We start from the raw sequence: 18,693 nt of genomic DNA on the forward strand, positions 1-18,693 counted from the left end.
TCATCGGGTCCGGGTGTCATCTGCTCGGGGTGAGGTACCGGGTGGGTGTGTTCCAGCCGGAGAGGCGGATGCGGGGGAGGCCGTGGCGGGGGGAGGGGGTGCGGTAGGTGGCGGTGAGGGCGGTGCTTTCGCCGGGCCATAGGCTGACGTGGTTGTCGCTCCAGCGGACGGGGAGCAGAGGGGCGCCGTCCCGGTCGACCAGGTGAACGTCCGTCATCAGGGCGGGCGTACCTGCGGTACGTCCACGGGCCCCCACGTTGCGCAGGGTGACGGTGGTGGTGGACAGGGCGCCGGGGTGGCGGACGGTGTGTGCGGTGGCGACCATGTCGGCTGCGGGGGCAAGGGAGTTGAGGCCGGTCAGGTCGGCGTAGCCGGTGGTGGGGGTGTAGTACCAGTCGGTGGCGTCGTAGTCGAGGGTGTCCTGGCGGCCCGAGAGCCAGTACACGTTGCGGCTCACCTCGCGCCCGAAGCGGTCGCGCAGGGTCAGCCGTGCCAAGAAGGTGCCGCTCAGACCACGCACGTGGGCGGGCAGGGTGAGCACGGTGGTCTTCGCGCCGTCCCCGCGCACCCGGATGCCGTGCACCACGCGGTGGTAGTGACGGGTGCCGTCCATGCTGAACAGGGCGACGTCGGCGGTGAGCCCGGCGGCAGGAACGGGCCGACGGTTGACGACGGCCACGCTCCTGTCGTCGTACGCGTACTGGATGTGCAGCGGCTCGTTGGCCTTCTTCGCACCGTAATAGGCACCACCCTCGTCGAGATAGCGGTCGACGAGCTGCCAGTGCAGCGACGTCCAGCCGCTGTTGAACATCCAGTAGATGACGCCCGTCGCCGGTGCCGTCGCGTCCGAGGCGTTGCGGGCGTAGGCCTCGAACTGCGCCCGGACGTTCTCGTACTGGGCCAGCTGCGCCTTCGCGGTGTAGTCGGCGAGGCTGCGTGGAGCACCGTAACGGTGGGCCAGCGCGCTGTTGAACAGGCCCAGGGTCTGGAAGGTGCGGGAGGGAGAACGGTGGTATTGCGGCGCGGACGGCTTCGTCCAGAGGATGTCGAGTTCGGCGGGGGAGAGGGTGCGGCGCAGGGTGTCGAGGGTGGGGATGGAGGGGCCGGCACTGGTCTCGGAGTTGAAACCGCTCGCGCCGCCTTCGCGCTTGTCGTACCAGTACGCGGGCGGAACCCAGTCGTAGGGCCCGGTCATGCGCATGCCCGAACGGCCGCTCAGGGGAGTGGTGGTGTCGGACGCCGCCGGGACCACCGGAGTGCGCCAGTCAGCTGCGCGCAACGCTGCGAGGTACTCCCTCTCGGTGGGGAGGTCGGGCGCGTAGTCGCTGCCGATGAGGAAGGACAGGACACTGGGGTGGTCGCGCAGCCGGGCGGCCTCGGCGGCCATCGAGGCGCGGGCGGTCAGCCGGTCGGCGCCCGTCCACCTCTCAGCCGTATCGACGTGGTTGACCTGCGCCTCCCATTTGTCGCAGCACTCCCAGCCGGGCAGCGTCAGGATGCCGTGCCGGTCGGCGAGTTCGAAGAACTCGTCCGGCTCGATACGGCCCTCCAGTCGCAGCGTGTTCAGGCCGGCATCGAGCGCCGCCGTGATCCGGTCCTCGGCCCCGACCGTGTCCCAGCGCAGCAGTTGATCGGGGGACCAGCCGCCGCCGCGGATCAGCAGGGGGCGGCCGTTGATCGCGTACTGGCGGGCGCCCTCGCTGTTGAGCGGGGCTTTGACGTCGCGGATGCCGAAGGTGTGGCGGGTGGCGTCGGCCGTTCTGCCCGCGACCGTGGCGGTCAGGCTGAGGCCGTACAGGTTCTGAGGACCCATGCCCGCCGGCCACCACACTGCGGGCCGGCGCAGACGCAGTTGGGGGTGGTCGTCCGGCCCGAAGACGAGTGACCCGGTCTCGCCGGGCCGCAGCGTGACCCGCCGGCGCATGACGATCGCACCGCCCCCGCGAGGAGGTGGGGAGAGGACCGGGGCGGGAGGTGCGGTGGCGACTACGGCCGTGACCGTGGTCGTCGTGGTCGACCGGGAGTCGTTGCGCACCTGCGCCTTGACGGTGAGTTCGGCCGAGCCCAATGAGGGAACCGACAGGTCGGTCAGGACGTGCGCGTCGTGGAGCGCGACCGGCCCGCGACGGCGTACGAGAACGTCGCGGACGATGCCCATGTTGGCGTCGGGCGGCGGTTGCAACCAGTCCAGCCACCCCACCGTGAAGTGCCTGCGCGGGTCGTTGGGTTGGACGCGGAAGGCGACCGTGTTGACACCCGCACGCACCAGCGCGGTGATGTCGACTTCGTGGTGCCGGTAGAGGCCGGCGGCCGTGCCCGCGTCGACGATACGGCGGCCGTTGAGGTAGACGTCGGCGGCGGAGACCACACCACTGAAGTCCAGGTAGGCGCGGGCGCGCGTGTCGGCGAGAGTGAAGTCGCCGCGATACCACCAGGGCGTGGTGAACGCACCGGACGGGATGCGTTGTTGGTTGGTGGAGTAGAACGGGTCGGGATAGGTGCCGTCGGCGACCAGCGCGGCGAGCACGGTGGAGCGGGGCGCGGCCCGGTGCCAGCCGTCCGTCCGGAATCCGGGCGACGATACGGCGGCCGCCGAGGCGGTGACCTTGGCCGTGGACTGGATCGCGTAGCCGGTCAGCGCGGTGGCACTCCCCGCCGTCGACGACACCACCGTGGGCGCCGGGAAGCTCGGCGGCGGCCGGTCGGTCGAGGCCGCGGCCGGTGCCGCGGCGGCCATGGCCAGCAGGGCGATGACGACGACACGGCCGAGGTGTGCACGAAGGGCCGTGCGGTGCCGCCGAGGACCGCCTCGCCCGAGCGGAGCCCAGGCCCAGGCCCAGGCCGGAGTCGGTCCCGGCACCGGAGTTGGAGCCGGGGCCGCGGCCGCGGAACGAGGGCCGGTCCGTGTGAGGGGGCGCGGCGCGCGGTACATGGAGCTCCTGATGAAGGCCGTCACGGGACGCCGAAGTCTTTCGACTCGGGACGCGCCGGTGGGGGAGGCGCGAGGAAGGCAGGGAATCTCTCGGAACTGAGCCCCCAGTACCCCAGTACCCCAGTAGCTGAGTAGCCGAGTACCCGAGTACCCGCGTACCTGTGTACGAGACTGAGTAGGACGACGGTGTCAGCGGCCCCTGCCCAGCGGTTCGAATGGCTCCATGACATCGACTCCTCCCGCCCCCTCGGCCCCTCCCGCCCCTCCCGCCCACGAGGCCCTCGCTTCCTTCCGCCCCGCTCGTGTCATCACCTTGTCCGCGGTCGCGGTCGTCATGGTGCTGCTGCTCGTGGGGGCTGCCCAAGGCTGCGCGGCTCTGGAGGGCGGTTCGGTCCGTTCCGAGGCGGCGTTCCTGGATCACGTGCGCGACACGCAGACAGCCGGCGAGACCGCCGTTCGCGCCCTGGGTTCGGAACCCGCTTCCGTGCTCCTGCGCAAGTCCACGGACAACGCCTCCTGCATGGACGACCTCGGCTTCGACGACGGCGGCACGACGCGTGACCAGCCGTCCCTCTCGTGGGCCCCGGCCATCGCGGAGAGCGATGCCGGATACCGCACGGCACTCGCCACCCTGCGCGAGCGCTGGTCCGAGCGGGGATGGAAGGTCACGGCGCAGCCGGTGACGGACCCGGCGACCGGCCGCGCCACCGGCTTGCAGACGATCAGTACGACCGACGACAAGGGCGTCACGCTCTCCTTGCGGCCCGGCCGTCGCCCGGGTGAGGGACTCGTGGTCGCCGACGGCGGCTGCGTCCGGCACGAGGGTTCCTGGAACGCGAGCAGCTGGAGCTTCTACTGAGCCGAGCCGCAACTCCCGTCCCGCATATGGGGCGAGCCCCGCCTCTCGCCCCGACCTGTGGGGCCTCCGTACACGATCGACGCCCGGTTCCTCACGCGCTCCCCGCCCGGCCGCTTGCCCGATCCATACCTGACTCGACGCTCAACAGAGGCCAGCTCGGAGCAAGTTGACGCGGGGACGCTGCCGCAGACTCCGCCTCCCCGAGTGACGGCCCCGGCCCGCACCGGCGCGTGCGAGACCTCTTTACGGCCCCATGACGAACGAGTATCTTCCCGGTGCGCAAGAAGTTGCAGCAAGTTTCCGGCACAGCTTGCAGATTATGGGGTTCCCCACCCAGGACCCCCACGTCGGAGGTCGCGGTCATCGGCTGCGGCGCACCCTTGGAGAGTTCTCGATGAGACGCACGAGACGCACCAGACGCACCACCCCCTGGCGGCTCAGACGACCCTGGGCGGCGCTGGCCGCCGCAGCGGTACTGATCAGCCTTCTGTCGGCCCTGCCCCTGACCGGACCCCTGCTGAACGCGGCGCCCACCGCAGCCGAGGGCAGCAACACGGCGACGGTGTTCTACTACACCAAGAGCCGCAACTGGCCGCAGCCCTACCTGCATTTCGCCGCCGACGGCGCCGCCTGGACCCAGGCCCCCGGCGTCGCGATGGACGTCGGCTGTACGGACTGGGCGAAGAAGACCGTCACCTTGGGCACCGCCACCACCTGGCAGGCCACCTTCAACAACGGCAGCGGCACCTGGGACAACAACGGCGGGAAGAACTACGCCCTGGGCACCGGCACGATCACCGTCAAGGACGGGGTCATAGCCCACAGCGATCCGTGCGGCGACGGCAACGGCGGCCCCGGCCCGTCGCCGTCACCCACTCCCCCCACCGGCGGGACCAGTGCGACCGTCTTCTACTCCGCGCAGACCGTGGGCTGGAGCACCGTCAACCTGCACTACGCGCCGACCGGCGGTGCCTGGACGGCCGTACCGGGCGTCGGCATGGAACAGGCGTGTCCGGGATGGTTCAAGAAGACCGTCGACCTGGGCGGAGCGGCCGGGCTCGCCGCGACCTTCAACAACGGCAACGGCACCTGGGACAACAACAACGGGGTCAACTACGCCCTCGGCACCGGCATCAGCACCGTGAAGGACCGGACGGTCGCCAAGAACGCCGCAGATCCCTGCGCGTCCCGGCCGCCGGACACCAAGGCGCCGACCGTACCCGGCGCCGTCAAGGCGGCCGCCACGGACACGTCGATCCTCCTGACCTGGGACCCCTCCACGGACGACACCGGCGTCACCGGCTACCAGGTGACCCGCACCGGCGGCACCAAGGGCAGCCAGGTCACCAGCGTCGGATCCACCGTGCTCACCGAGTCGGGTCTGGAGGCGAACACCCAGTACAGCTACACCGTCAAGGCACTCGACGCGGCCGGCAACGTCTCCGCCGCCTCCGCCGCGGCGAGCGCGACCACGGGCCAGGCGCCGCCGCCGGCCAAGCAGGGCACCATGCTCGGCGGCGACCCCCGCAAGGACCCGATCTACTTCGTGCTGACCGCCCGCTTCTACGACGGCGACACCAGCAACGACCGCGGCGGCAACCAGAACGTGGCCTCCGGCAACGCCGCCAACAACGACCCGATGTTCCGCGGTGACTTCAAGGGCCTCGTGCAGAAGCTGGACTACATCAAGGCCCTCGGCTTCTCCGCCGTCTGGATCACCCCCGTGGTCCTCAACCGTTCCGACTACGACTACCACGGCTACCACGGCTGGGACTTCTACAAGGTCGACCCCCGTCTGGAGTCCGCGGGCGCCTCGTACCAGGACCTGATCAACGCCGCCCACGCCAAGGGCATGAAGATCTACCAGGACGTCGTCTACAACCACAGCTCCCGCTGGGGCGCCAAGGGCCTGTTCGTCCCCACGGTCTACGGCGTGCGCGACTCCCAGTGGTCCTGGTACTACGACGAGAAGCAGCCCGGCTTCGAGTACGACGGCCTGACCGTCGACCCCAAGACCGGCAAGTCGTACTACAACGGCGATCTCTGGTCGACCGCCGAGCCGTCCGGCAACACCTGCCTGAACTGGGGCAAGCCCACCGGCTACAAGTCCCCCGAGGGCTACACCATCTACAACTGCCAGTGGCCCAACCCCACCAGCGGCATGTTCCCGTCCGCGTACTACCACCAGTGCTGGATCGGCAACTGGGAGGGCGAGGACTCCCGTTCGTGCTGGCTCGCCGACGACCTCGCCGACTTCAACACCGAGAACCCCACCGTGCAGAACTACCTCATCGGCGCCTACAACAAGTACATCGACATGGGAGTCGACGGCTTCCGCGTCGACACCGCCGTCCACATCCCCCGCGTCACGTGGAACCGTCGCTTCCTGCCGGCCATCCAGCAGCGCGTCGCCCAGGACTGGGGGGCGGACAAGGCACAGGACTTCTTCGTCTTCGGTGAGGTCGGCGCCTTCGTCAACGACAAGTGGAACCGTGGCTCGGTCAACCACTCCGCGCAGTTCTACACCTGGAAGGAGCGCAAGGAGTACACCGACGACGACGTCCAGGCCGCCCTCGACCAGTACAACTACGAGGAGAAGCTCGGCACGGGCAACCAGCCCACCTCCACCAACGCCTTCCTCGCCGGGAACGTCTACCACACGCCCGACCACTCGAAGTTCTCCGGCATGAACATCATCGACATGCGCATGCACATGAACTTCGGTGACGCGCACAACGCCTTCAACAACGGCAAGGACTCCGACGACTCCACCAACGACGCCACCTACAACGTCGTCTACGTCGACAGTCACGACTACGGACCCAACAAGTCCAGCGTGCGCTATACGGGCGGGCAGGACGCCTGGGCCGAGAACATGGCCCTGATGTGGACCTTCCGCGGCATCCCGACCCTGTACTACGGCTCGGAGATCCAGTTCCAGGCCGGCAAGACCATCGACTGCGGACCCAGCTGCCCGCTGGCCACCACCGGCCGCGCCTACTACGGCGACCACGTCGAAGGCAGCGTCACCGCCTCCGACTTCTCCAAGGTCGCGAGCGCGTCCGGTGAGGTCGCCACGACCCTGGCCCAGCCCCTGGTCAAGCAACTCCAGCGGCTCAACGAGATCCGTCGGGCCGTGCCGGCCCTGCAGATGGGCGAGTACTCCACCGAAGGCGTCTCGGGCGGCGGCATGAACTTCAAGCGCCGCTACACCGACGCCGCCGGCGGCGTGGACAGCTTCGCCCTGGTCGCCGTCACCGACGGAGCCACCTACACCGGCATCCCCAACGGAACGTACAAGGACGCCGTTTCCGGCGACGTCCAGCAGGTCACCGACGGCTCCCTGGCCGTCGCCGCCCCCGGCAAGGGCAACCTGCGCGTCTACGTCCTCGACCTCGGAGGCAAGAACGCCGCGCCGGGCAAGATCGGCACCGACGGCCCCTACCTCAAGTAGCAGACACCAAAGGGAGTACGGCACCGCGCAGTGGAACGCGGAATGGTCTGGACCTTGACAGGTGCAGGCCATTCCGCTTGAGTCTGCCCAGACTTCACTCAACTCCCAGAAGGAGTGGTCGCGTGTCGAGACAACGGCTCTTCGCTCTGCTCACCGCACTCGCCGTCGCGGTAGGACTCGCCCTCTTCGTGCCGCTGGCGTCCCCCGCCTCGGCCGCCGCCGGCTGCGCCGGTGCCTGGAACTCCTCCTCGGTCTACACCGGTGGTACGTCCGCCTCGTACAGCAGCCACAACTGGCAGGCCAAGTGGTGGACCCAGGGCGAGACGCCCGGCGTCGCCGCGGTCTGGGCCGACCAGGGTGCCTGCGGCGGCGGCTCGGGCGGCACCGGCGGGACCTGCAACTACCCCGCCTGGGCCGCCGGTCACTCCTATGTGGCCGGTGACGTCGTCAAGTACACGGACGGCAACTACTACATCGCCGAGCACGACAACCCGGGCTACGACCCGGTCATCAGCACCTGGTACTGGGACCCGTACAGCTGCAACGGCGGCGGGGGCCCGACGGATCCGCCGTCCAGCGGGTCCTTCGTGGTCAGCGAGGCCCAGTTCAACCAGATGTTCCCGAACCGGAACGCGTTCTACACCTACAGCGGTCTGACCGCCGCGCTCAGCGCCTACCCGGGCTTCGCGAACACCGGCAGCGACACGGTGAAGAAGCAGGAGGCGGCGGCGTTCCTCGCCAACGTCAGCCACGAGACCGGCGGACTCGTCTACATCGTCGAGCAGAACACCGCCAACTACTCGCACTACTGCGACGCGACACAGCCCTACGGCTGCCCGGCCGGCCAGTCCGCCTACTACGGGCGCGGCCCGATCCAGCTGAGCTGGAACTTCAACTACAAGGCGGCCGGCGACGCGCTCGGCATCGACCTGCTGCACAACCCGAACCTCGTGCAGACCGACTCGGCCGTCGCCTGGAAGACCGGCCTCTGGTACTGGAACACCCAGAGCGGTCCCGGCACCATGACCCCGCACAACGCCATGGTCAACGGAGCCGGGTTCGGCGAGACCATCCGCAGCATCAACGGCAGCATCGAGTGCAACGGCGGCAACCCCGCCCAGGTGCAGAGCCGCATCAACGCCTACCAGAGCTTCGTCTCGATCCTCGGGGTCCCGGCGGGCAGCAACCTCAGCTGCTGACAGCTCCGGAAACCCATGTGCCCCGCTCCCGGAAGGGAACGGGGCACATCGGCGTACGTGGGGTGGTCACAGCTTCATGCGGTGCACACCTCCCTGCACCGTGCCCACGTACAGCCAGCCGCCGGCGGTCGCCAGGGTCGTGGCGTTCAGGTTCTGCAGGCCGTTGGAGATGTTCTGCCAGCTGCGGCCGCCGTCCGTCGACCGCAGGACGCCCCGGCCGCCGCGCGGCAGGGCCGCGTCCCACGAGCTGGTGGTGGCGGCGTAGAGCGCTCCGTCGACCTGGAGCAAGTCGCTGACCCGCAGCGGCAGTTGACCGGTGTCGGCGGCGCGGAAGGTGCGTCCGCCGTCCGTCGAGACCTTGATGGCGTCACCGCCGGTCAGCATCTTCGCGCCGGCGAACTCGATGGTGTCGACGCGGCCGTCGGCGACCTTGGTGAGGGTGTCGCCGCCGTCGTCCGAGCGGTACAGGCCGTCGGGGGCGCCCAGCCACAGCCGGTCGGGGTTCTTCGGATCGCCCGCCACGGCGGTGAAGTGCGTCCGGTCGTTGAGGAGGTTCTTCCACGTGGCGCCGCCGTCCACGGTGGCGAACAGGCCTGTGCCCAGCAGATTCGCGTACGAGACGTACACGCGGTCGGGGTCGGCCGGATGCACCGTCATGGCGTACACCGTGCCATTGCTCTCGCCCTTGTCCTGCCAGGTGGCGCCGGCGTCTGCGCTCCGCTGCAGATGGAAGTCGCCCCAGGCGCCGTAGCGCACCCGCCACACGATCCGTGAGTCCTTCGCGGAGGCCTGGAGCAGCCGGGTCTCCGCGCCGATCATGCCCTCGCCGCCGGTGGTCCCCCACTCCGCGCCCGTCGCGGGCAGCGGTGTCCGGTGCGTGCCCTCTTGACCGGCCGCGAGCAGCTGATTGCCGCTCACCGCAAGGGAGTTGACGGTGCCCCCCTGGACGCCGAGGCGGTGGTAGTCCGTGCCGTCCGGGGTGCCCCGGTAGACACCGGCCGCGTCGGCGGACACGGTCAGCGAACCGTCGGCCCAGCGGTCGAAGTCCGATGTGGTGGAGGCCTTGTTCACGGACGGGATGCTGCTCCACCGCCGGCCATGGTCGCGGCCGACCCGGATGTCCTTGCCGTAGCCCGCGTACATGTCGCCGCCGGTGAGGGTCAGGCCCGTCGCACCGTAGCCGTGGTTGTCCAGCGTGGCCCAGCTCCTGCCGCCGTCGAACGATCCGACGATGCCCGAGCCGATCTCGTAGATCGCCACGACCTGGCTGTCCGCCACGACGTTGACGGAGATCCCGCCGCTGGGGGAGTCGTACACCTTGGTCGCCTTGCCGAGCGTGCCCGAGGCCAGGCCGTCGCGCTTCCACAGCGACTTGCCCGCCGAGAAGTAGAGGCTGTCCCCGCCGATGGCCACGTCGTAGACCGCGTCGACGGGGATGCCGAGCGGCTCGGTGGCCCAGGTATCGCCGCCGTCCTTGCTGATCAGCAGGTCCGTGGCGGTGACCGCGACGAGGGTCCGGCCCGTCTCGTCGGTGAGGAAGCCGGTGAGCCGGGCGTCCGGAGTGTTCAGGGTCTCCCAGGTGCGTCCGCCGTCCTCGGTGCGCAGGATCGAGCCCCTGCGGGGAATGCCGGACGCGCTGTTGGCGGCGTACCACCAGCGCTCGGCGTTCTTCGGGTCGATGACGGTGAAGGCGCGGCCGTCCACGTCACCGAGCGGCAGCCGGGTGTGCTGCTGCCACGTGGCGCCGTTGTCCGCGGTCGACCACGGGCCGAGCTTGTCGTACTGGGTGAGGACGGCGGCGCCCGGCGCGCTCGGCGCCGTCGTGATGTCCCCGCTCTCGGAGTTGGGCCCCACGGGCTGCCAGCGGGAACGGCGGCTGTTCTCCGGAGTGACCTCGAAGCCGTCCTGGTTGGCGGTGAGGGTCTTGCCGTCGGTGGTGCGGCCGGTCGCGGAGACCAGATGGGCGCCGGTGCCGCGCCCGGTGATCTGCGCCTGGTAGACGTTGCCGGAACGGAGTGTCGTCGCGACCGTGTACGGCCTGCCGTGCGGCGGTGTCACGGTCAGGACGGGCGGCTCGGCGAGCGGCGCCGGGGTGAAGACGACCGCGGTGGAGGTCCCGTCGCTCGGGTCGGGGCCCGCCTGGAGGAACAACTGCCGCACGACCAGCAGGTACGGGACGCGCAGGGCGGTGCCGCGGTCCGGGGTGACGGTGACCGTACCGGCGATCTCCGCCTCGCCCGCGGGGCGGTCGGCCCGCAGCGTCACCGTCGCCGTGGCGCTGCCGCCGGCCGGGACGCGCAAGGTGTCCGGGCCGACCCCGGCCTGACCGCTCACCTTCAGCCGTACGGTACGGGCCTTGGCGGTGGAATTGGTGACGGTGAGCTGCTTGCTGCCGCCCACGGTGCGCGCGGCGAGGTCGGCGAGTCCGTAGGACAGGGTCGCCGGGCTGGTGGTGATGCCGGTGTCCGCCGCGTCGGCGGCCGCCGCGACGTCGAGGCGGCCCGAGCCGACGGTGCTCGCGCCGTACTCCTTGAGCTGCCTGGCGGAGCCCACCAGCTCGGAGGTGACCTTCGCGGGTGTCTCACCCGGGTGCAGCTGGCGCAGCAGGGCGGCCGAGCCCGCGACGTGGGGCGCCGCCATCGACGTACCCGACATGCGGTAATAGCCCGGCGCGTAAAGGGACTTGGGGATGGTGGAGCGGATGTCGTAGCCCGGCGCGACCAGGTCCGGCTTCAGGTCCCACCGCTGGTCGGGGCCGCGCGAGGAGAACGAGGCCATCCGGTCGGTGACGTCCGTGCCGGTGACCGTCACCTCGACCTTGCCGTGCGCGAGGCGGCGGCCGAGCTCGGCGTACTGGGTGGAGTCCATGCCGAACATGACGATGTGGTCCATGCGCAGCGAGTCGCCGGAGTCCTTGAGGGAGGTCTGCGGCGCGAGCGGGACGGAGCCGTCGGCGGCGGGGGAGCGGGACCCGTCCTCCTCCAGGGCCCGCGGGGCGGCGAACACCGGGCCGCTGCTCCCGGAGGGCCCGCCGAAGAGGGCGACCGCGCCGCGCCGCTCGGCCTCACGGGCCATGTCGATCTCGGTCAGGTAGAGATCCTGCGAGGACTGGGCGACGAGCATGTCGACGCGGACGGCCTTGCCCTTGACGTCACCCGCCTTGCCCCAGTCCTCCGGGGTGCCCCGGCCCACGTCGACGAGCGGGACGGTGACGGGCCTGACGGGCGGGTTCGCGGAGACGAGCCCGCGGTAGGCCTGGATCTTTCCGCCGCCCTTGTAGGCGGCGCTCGGTATGCGCAGGCCGCTGATGGACGCGCCGACCGCGATGACGCCGTCGGCGGCGGCCGGGGTGCTGATGGTGCCGCTGCTCGGGCCTTCGTTGCCGGCGGAGGCGACGACGACAACTCCCGCTCGCACGGCTGCCGTTGCGGCGGCCCCGAGCGGGTCGGTGCCGTCGCCCTGGCCGCCGAGGCTCAGGTTGATGACATCGGCGCGATGGGGATTGGCCGGGTCGATCGCGGCCTCGATACCGGCCACGATGTCGGAGGTGTAGCCCTCCCCGGCGTCGTTCATGACCTTGTACGCGAGGATGCTCGCGCCCGGCGCCACACCGGTGACGCCGCCCTTCTCGGCGGCCCTGCCCGCGATGATGCCGGCGACGTGGGTGCCGTGCCCGTTGTCGTCCATCGGGTCGGCGTCGCCGTTGGCGAAGTCGTAGCCGCCGACCACCTTGTGACCCTCGCCGAAACCGCCGCCGAGGTCGGGGTGGGTGTAGTCGACCCCGCTGTCCAGGACGGCGACCGTGGTGCCCCTGCCGTCGGCGCCGTTGCCCGCGGGGTCCTTGCGCCGCCAGACCTGCGGGGCGTTGACGAGCGGCACACTCGTGTCGGTGAGGACGTGCATCTTCGCGTCGGGGACGACGGAGGCCACCCCGGGCAGTTGCTTCAGGGCGGCGACCTCGGACGACTTCACGGTGACCGCGACCGCGTCGAGCAGGAGGGTCAGTTCGCGTGGTGCGGCGGTGTGCAGTCCGGCGGCCCTGGCGCGGTCCAGGAACGTGTTCTGGCGGGCGGCCACGGCAGCGCGGTCGGCGCCGACTCGGCCTGCGTCCGCGGAGCGCAGGACGCCCTTGCCCGCGGCGGCCGCGCCCCCGGTCAGCGTGACGATGACGCGCTGCTCCGGGTCCTGTCGGGGATCCGCGGTGGCGGAGTGGGGCACCGCGGACAGCAGGCCGCCGAGGACGGCGGCCGTGAGTGCGGCGGTGAGGGTTCTTCGAGGGGTCATGCTGGACCAAGTAATCGGAGTCCAGTGGTCCAGACAACGATTTCGCGTGGCCCATTGCTGCCCCTGGCACCTAGGGGCCAAGATCCAGGGCATGCCCCAGCTGACCGCCGCCGGAATCGAGCCGTTCGACGAGAGCGTCTACCGGGCGGTCCTCGTCCGCCATACGGCCTCACCCGTCGAACTGGCCGAGGACCTGTCGTGTTCCCCCGAGCGGGTCGCCCGCGCCCTTGACCGGCTGCGGGAGAACGGCCTGGTGGGGCGGTTGTCCGGAACGCGCCGCCGCTACGCGGCGATTGAGCCGGCGGCGGCCCTGGAGTCGCTGGTCCGCTCCCGGGCCGCCGACCTCGACGCCGTGCGCGCCGCGGCCGGCGAGCTGTCCCTGCTGTTCACCACGGCCCAGCGGGGCGGCGCCGAGCAGATCGAAGTCATCAGCGGTGGCGAGGCGTTGGGCCGCTGGTTCGTACGGCTCCAGCAGGAGGCGCACGAGGAGGTCATCACGCTCGACCGCCCGCCGTACGCCCTCACCACCTCCAACCCCGTCGAGTCGACCGCCCTCACCCGGGGCGTCCACTACCGCGCGGTGTACGCCCCGGAGGCCCTGGAGTGGCCCGGAGTCCTGGGCGACATCCGCGAGTTGGTGTCCCACGGGGAGCAGGCCCGCGTGCTGCCGGGGCTGCGCGTCAAACTCGCCATCGCCGACCGGCGCCTGGCCCTGATGCCGCTCACCCTCGACTTCACGACGGAGGTACGGGCCGCCGTCATCCGCCCCTCCGCCCTCCTGGACGCCCTCATCGACTACTGGGAACTGTGCTGGCGCACCGCCACCCCACTGGGCGCGCCCGCCGACGACCCGCTCGGCGAGGAGGACCGCCAGATGCTCACGCTGCTCGTGAGCGGCCTCAAGGACGAAGCGATCGCACGGCAGTTGGGCTGGTCGGTACGGACGATGCGGCGCCGCATCAGCCGCCTCCACGAGGAACTGAACGCGGCGAACCGCTTCCAGGCAGGGGTGATCGCGGCCCGGCGGGGCTGGATATGAGGGCGGCGCATACAGTCCGGGTGCGGCCCTTACCGACAGCATCGGCGCCGCGGCCGGACCGCTGTCCGCCCTTGCCTCGGCGCTCCCCGATCCGCCCGCCTCGATCCGCCCTGGCCCTTTCGGCCGGCAGGGCGGATCGAGGAGCGGGTCCTAGATGACGCCCTGGGCGAGCATCGCGTCGGCGACGCGCTCGAAGCCGGCGATGTTGGCGCCCGTCACATAGTCGCCGGGCGCGCCGTACCGCTCGGCCGTCTCGTGCGTCACCGCGTGGATGGACCGCATGATGCCGGCGAGCTCGTCCTCCACCCGCTCGCGGCTCCACGCGACCCGGCCCGCGTTCTGGGCCATCTCCAGAGCGCTGACAGCGACTCCGCCCGCGTTGGCGGCCTTGCCGGGGCCGAAGGCCACGCCCGCCCCCTGGAAGAGGTGCACCGCCTCGGGGGTGGTGGGCATGTTGGCGCCCTCCGAGACCGCCTTGACGCCGCCGGCGATGAGCGTGCGCGCGTCGTCGGCGCCCAGCTCGTTCTGCGTGGCCGAGGGGAAGGCCACGTCCGCCGGCACCTCCCAGACCCGGCCGTCGCGCACGAAGCGCGCCGAGGGGCCGCGCCGCACGGCGTACTCGCTGATGCGGCCCCGCTCGACCTCCTTGATCTGCTTGAGGAGAGCCAGGTCGATGCCCTTGTCGTCGACGACGTAACCGGAGGAGTCCGAAGCCGTCAGCGGGTTGGCGCCGAGCTGCTGGAGCTTCTCGATGGTGTACAGGGCCACGTTGCCCGAGCCGGATACGACCGCGCTGAGCCCGTCCAGGGACTCACCGCGCACCTTCAGCATCTCGGCGGCGAACAGCACGGAGCCGTATCCGGTCGCCTCGGGACGGATCGCGGAGCCGCCCCAGCCCTGGCCCTTGCCGGTCAGGACGCCGGCCTCCCAGCGGTTGGTGATGCGCCGGTACTGGCCGAACAGGTAGCCGATCTCCCGGCCGCCCACACCGATGTCGCCGGCCGGGACGTCGGTGTGCTCACCGATGTGCCGGGACAGCTCGGTCATGAACGACTGGCAGAAGCGCATGACCTCGGCGTCGGACCGGCCGTGCGGGTCGAAGTCGCTGCCGCCCTTGCCGCCGCCGATGCCGAGACCGGTCAGGGCGTTCTTGAAGATCTGCTCGAAGCCGAGGAACTTCACCACGCCGATGTCCACCGACGGGTGGAAGCGCAGGCCGCCCTTGTACGGGCCGAGCGCGCTGTTGAACTCGACCCGGTAGCCGCGGTTGACGTGCACGCGGCCGTGGTCGTCGGTCCACGGCACCCGGAAGATGATCTGGCGCTCCGGCTCCAGGAGCCGCTCGACGAGCCCGCTCCCGGCGTACTCGGGGCGGGCCGAGAGGACGGGGCCCAGAGTGTCCAGGACCTCTCGCACGGCTTGGTGGAACTCGGGCTGTCCGGGGTTGCGGCGCTCGATGTCCGTCCGCAGTGCGTCCAGCCTGTCCTTGGGGTCGGTCACGATCAATTTCCCTTCCGACGTGGGTTCCAGGGGCGTGCGGGCCCAGATCACAGTGCCACACCTTGCCCCGGGCGGGGGAAGCCGGTCCACCCCTCGGAAGGCCGTCGTGGGGGTCGCGCTCCACGGCGCGCTGTCGTGATCCACGGCTCGATGGCCGCCGTGGATCACGCAGGACGCCGCACAGGGCGCGACGTGCGGTTACCGGCTGAGCGACTTCAGGGCCGCCGGGTTGTACGGCTGCAGCTCGTCGAAGCGGTTGCCGAGGATCTTGGCCGCCCACTGCGGGTCCTGGAGGAGCGCCCGGCCCACGGCGACCATGTCGAATTCGTCGCGCTCCATGCGGTCCAGGAGGTTGCCGAGGTCGCCGACCTCCGAGCCCTCGCCGGCGAACGCGCCGATGAAGTCGCCGTCGAGGCCGACCGAGCCGACGGTGATGGTCGGCCGGCCGGTGAGCTTCTTGGTCCAGCCGGCCAGGTTGAGGTCCGAGCCCTCGAACTCCGGGAGCCAGTAGCGGCGCGTGGAGGCGTGGAAGACGTCGACGCCCGCGGCGGTCAGCGGGGCCAGGATGGCCTCCAGATCCTGCGGGGTCTGGGCGAGCCGGGCGTCGTAGGCCTCCTGCTTCCACTGCGAGTAGCGGAAGATCACCGGGAAGTCGGCCGCCACGCGCTCGCGGACCGCCGCCACGATCTCCGCGGCGAACTTCGTGCGGGTCACCGCGTCGCCGCCGTAGCCGTCGGTGCGGCGGTTGGTGCGCTCCCACAGGAACTGGTCGAGCAAGTAGCCGTGGGCTCCGTGCAGTTCGACGCCGTCGAAGCCGATGCGCTCGGCCTCCGCCGCCGCCTCGGCGAACGCGCCGATGACGTCGTCGAGGTCGGCGCGGGTCATCGCCCTGCCGGTTCCCTCGGTGCCGTCGACGCGGATGCCGGAGGGGCCGACGGCGGGCGCGTCCGCGTACGGGGCCTCGCCCTGCTTGCGCACCATGCCTATGTGCCACAGCTGCGGCACGATCGTGCCCCCGGCCTCGTGCACGGCCGCGGCGACCTTCGCCCACCCGGCCAGCTGGTCCTCGCCGTGGAACCGCGGCACCCGGTCGCTCTGCCCGGCGGAGTCGTGCCCGACGTAGGTGCCCTCGGTGACGATCAGGCCCACACCCGCGGCGGCCCGGCTGGCGTAGTAGCCCTGCACATCCTCACCGGGCACGCCGCCCGGGGAGAACATCCGCGTCATCGGCGCCATCGCGATGCGGTTGGGGACGGTCAGGCCGTTCAGCGTGATGGGCCGGGACAGGATCTCGGACGCGCGGGAGGCGGTGGACGTGGTGACGGTCATGCGGGTCCTCCGGGTGAGGCAGTGGCTCGTCGGGGTGAGACGAGAAGTGCATAGTACACATGTTATGTATCATGCATATTGCAGGCCGAGGTCCCGAGCGGCTCCGCCGGGGTGGCGTCGGCGATAATGGACCGATGGAAAGGGCGGGAGGCGACGTGCTGGAGAAGCTGGAACGGGAGCTGATGCTGCTCTCGCGGCACCAGGTGCTTGCCCGGCGCGAGCGCGACCCCGAGCGCCTGGAGCGGTCGGCCTACCTGCTGCTCTGCCGGATCGACACCCAAGGCCCCATGTCCATCGGGCAGTTGGCGGACGCGTTCGGGCTCGACACCTCGACCGTGAACCGTCAGACGGCCGCCCTGCTGCGCTGTGGGCTCGCCGAACGCGTCGCGGACCCAGGCGGCGGCATGGCCCGCAAGCTGCGCATCACCGGTGAGGGCGGGCGTCGGCTGGCCGAGGACCGGGAGTTCAACCGGTCCTGCCTGGCGCGGGTCGTCGCGGACTGGTCCCCGGAGGAGGTACGGGAGCTGGCGGAGGTGCTGGTCCGTCTGAACCGGAGCGCCGAGGCCCTGGAAGACCGGCTCTGGCCGCGCGCGGAGGAGAGTGAGGACCCCGGTGCGGACTGCCGGCTCCCGGTCGCGCGACCGGCGCCGCGAGTCCCGTAGGGGCTGTTCGACCTGCGCGATTCGGTAACCGGCGGCATGCCCCCACGGCGTCCATCGGGAGACCGCGGCAGAGCGCCACGCCCCACGGCGTGCATCCGGGGATCGCGGCGGAGCGCCGACGTCAGACGGGCCGCACCGTGCGGGGGCCGACGCACTCGGCGCCGTGCGCCCGCACCCGGTCGCGCAGCGCACGGTCGGCGGTGACGACCGTGCAGGGCCGGCCGGCATGGGCGGCGGCGAGCTCCACGATCAGATCGTCCCCGCTCGCGGGCGCGGACTCGACCCGCACCCCGGGTACGGACTCGACACCCCGGGCGGCGCCCTCGACGACGAGGATCACCTCCTCATCGGCGGCCCGCCGGGCCAGCAGGTCCCGCAGCCGCTCGGCGGCTCCCCTGCGGTCGCGCCACCATCCGTCGGGCACCGACCCGACGACGTTCGCGGCATCGACGATCAGCACGGGGCGCGCACTCATGACGCCCCCGGGCCGCGGCGGGCCCGGGAGGGCCTGACGCACATCGCTCTTGTGAACACGTGGCGTGATTCTGCCACGCCGCCGGGTGGGCGCCGCCGACGGTGAGGCGCTGGCCGTCGCGACCGGCCGGGGCCGGCGGGACCTCGCCGACATCGCGTAGCCGCGATATGCCGGCCTCGACCTTCACGAGCCACCATCCCGATCTCGACCCGGTCGGCGTGGCTCAGTCCTCGAAGGCGGGGCGCCTGCTCGCGCGGCGCCGGACGAAGCCGCGCCGGCCTGCGAGCAGGGTGATGCCCGTCCATCCGCCGACACCCATGGCGAGCGAGCCGAGGCGGTTGGCCGGATCGACGTCGGACGACACCTCCAGCGGTATGACGCCCTTCGGGTCACGTATGACCTCGACGCGGTCGCCCACGTGCCACGACGGGTCGTCGCCGTCGTAGTCCAGGGTCTCCTTGAGCCGCCCTGCCGGTCCGATGAGGGTGAAGCGGTGGTTCGAGTCACCGGCCGCGGCGCTGTCCGCCGCGACGCGGCCCGATTCCCGCACACCTCGGTCGTCGAGCGTGGCCTCGGGGGCGTACTGGACGGAACCCACCAGGACGAGGACCGCGGGCAGGAAGGAGCAGAAGGCGAGCCACCAGGCGCAGTGCAGGAAGCGCAGGAGGATCGCGAAGGCGAGGCACCCGATGAGACCGGTCACGATCGGGATCACGTCCATGCCCAACGCGAGGTAGGAGATGCCGGTGTTGACCGCCGCGATGATCCAGCCGATCCCCATCACGGCCAGCGTGAACAGGACGTACGAGCCCTGGTCGAGGGTCTTGTCCTGCGGCTTCTTCAGGTTCGCTTCGAGCATTGAGGCAGCATAAACATTCGCGTCGTGCCGACTTGGATCCGGGGCGGGGGCATCGGCGCTGGAGGAGTTCGGAGGAAGGCCTCACTCGGCCGTCCCGCATG

11 protein-coding genes are annotated in these 18,693 nt (G+C 71.0%); 5 read left to right on the top strand and 6 right to left on the bottom strand.

What is annotated here, in order from left to right; all coding sequences use genetic code 11:
• Positions 1–16: 16 nt before the first annotated feature.
• Positions 17–2,737: an exo-beta-D-glucosaminidase gene (locus tag OOJ98_RS14920; protein ID WP_267055164.1), complete on the bottom strand. Its 2,721-nt coding sequence runs from the start codon at positions 2,735–2,737 to the stop codon at positions 17–19.
• Between the two features lie 418 nt (positions 2,738–3,155).
• Here OOJ98_RS14920 and OOJ98_RS14925 point away from each other — a divergent pair, with 418 nt between their 5' ends.
• The 3 genes from OOJ98_RS14925 (at position 3,156) to OOJ98_RS14935 (ending at position 8,444) form a co-directional block, all read left to right on the top strand.
• Positions 3,156–3,791 (top strand): hypothetical protein, encoded by a 636-nt coding sequence (locus OOJ98_RS14925; RefSeq protein ID WP_267055165.1) that lies wholly within the window; start codon positions 3,156–3,158, stop codon positions 3,789–3,791.
• Between the two features lie 394 nt (positions 3,792–4,185).
• Positions 4,186–7,245, top strand: coding sequence for a carbohydrate binding domain-containing protein (locus OOJ98_RS14930; RefSeq protein ID WP_267055166.1), 3,060 nt, complete (start codon positions 4,186–4,188; stop codon positions 7,243–7,245).
• 122 nt (positions 7,246–7,367) lie between these two features.
• A complete protein-coding gene (locus OOJ98_RS14935; protein WP_267055167.1) occupies positions 7,368–8,444 on the top strand; it encodes a glycoside hydrolase family 19 protein in 1,077 nt (358 codons plus the stop codon).
• 66 nt (positions 8,445–8,510) lie between these two features.
• Here the strand turns inward: OOJ98_RS14935 and OOJ98_RS14940 are convergent, their stop codons facing one another.
• Positions 8,511–12,728 carry a S8 family serine peptidase gene (locus tag OOJ98_RS14940; RefSeq protein ID WP_323177896.1) on the bottom strand — a complete coding sequence of 1,406 codons (4,218 nt, stop codon included), beginning with the start codon at positions 12,726–12,728 and terminating at the stop codon, positions 8,511–8,513.
• 91 nt (positions 12,729–12,819) lie between these two features.
• Between OOJ98_RS14940 and OOJ98_RS14945 the strand changes: the two genes are divergently transcribed.
• Positions 12,820–13,767: a helix-turn-helix domain-containing protein gene (locus OOJ98_RS14945; protein ID WP_267055168.1), complete on the top strand. Its 948-nt coding sequence runs from the start codon at positions 12,820–12,822 to the stop codon at positions 13,765–13,767.
• Positions 13,768–13,917: 150 nt separating this feature from the next.
• Here OOJ98_RS14945 and gdhA read toward each other — a convergent pair whose 3' ends face one another.
• The gene (gene gdhA, locus OOJ98_RS14950; protein ID WP_267055646.1) at positions 13,918–15,273 is read right to left on the bottom strand and encodes an NADP-specific glutamate dehydrogenase; all 1,356 of its coding nucleotides are present in this window, start codon (positions 15,271–15,273) and stop codon (positions 13,918–13,920) included.
• A 192-nt stretch (positions 15,274–15,465) separates the two neighbouring features.
• Complete coding sequence (locus tag OOJ98_RS14955) at positions 15,466–16,596, bottom strand: NADH:flavin oxidoreductase (protein WP_267055169.1); 1,131 nt, start codon at positions 16,594–16,596, stop codon at positions 15,466–15,468.
• A gap of 134 nt (positions 16,597–16,730) precedes the next feature.
• On the opposite strand from OOJ98_RS14955, the gene OOJ98_RS14960 reads away from it, so the two are divergent.
• Entirely contained in the window at positions 16,731–17,258 is a 528-nt protein-coding gene (locus OOJ98_RS14960; RefSeq protein ID WP_267055170.1) for a MarR family winged helix-turn-helix transcriptional regulator, read from the top strand.
• Positions 17,259–17,379: 121 nt separating this feature from the next.
• On the opposite strand, the gene OOJ98_RS14965 is transcribed toward OOJ98_RS14960, so the two are convergent.
• On the bottom strand, positions 17,380–17,733 hold the full coding sequence (locus OOJ98_RS14965) for an NTP pyrophosphohydrolase (protein WP_267055171.1): 354 nt from the start codon (positions 17,731–17,733) through the stop codon (positions 17,380–17,382).
• Positions 17,734–17,956: 223 nt separating this feature from the next.
• Positions 17,957–18,592 carry a hypothetical protein gene (locus tag OOJ98_RS14970; protein WP_267055172.1) on the bottom strand — a complete coding sequence of 212 codons (636 nt, stop codon included), beginning with the start codon at positions 18,590–18,592 and terminating at the stop codon, positions 17,957–17,959.
• Positions 18,593–18,693: the final 101 nt, after the last annotated feature.

The sequence above is a fragment of the Streptomyces sp. NBC_00083 genome, from assembly GCF_026343295.1.
In the GTDB taxonomy this organism is placed as follows: Bacteria; Actinomycetota; Actinomycetes; order Streptomycetales; family Streptomycetaceae; genus Streptomyces.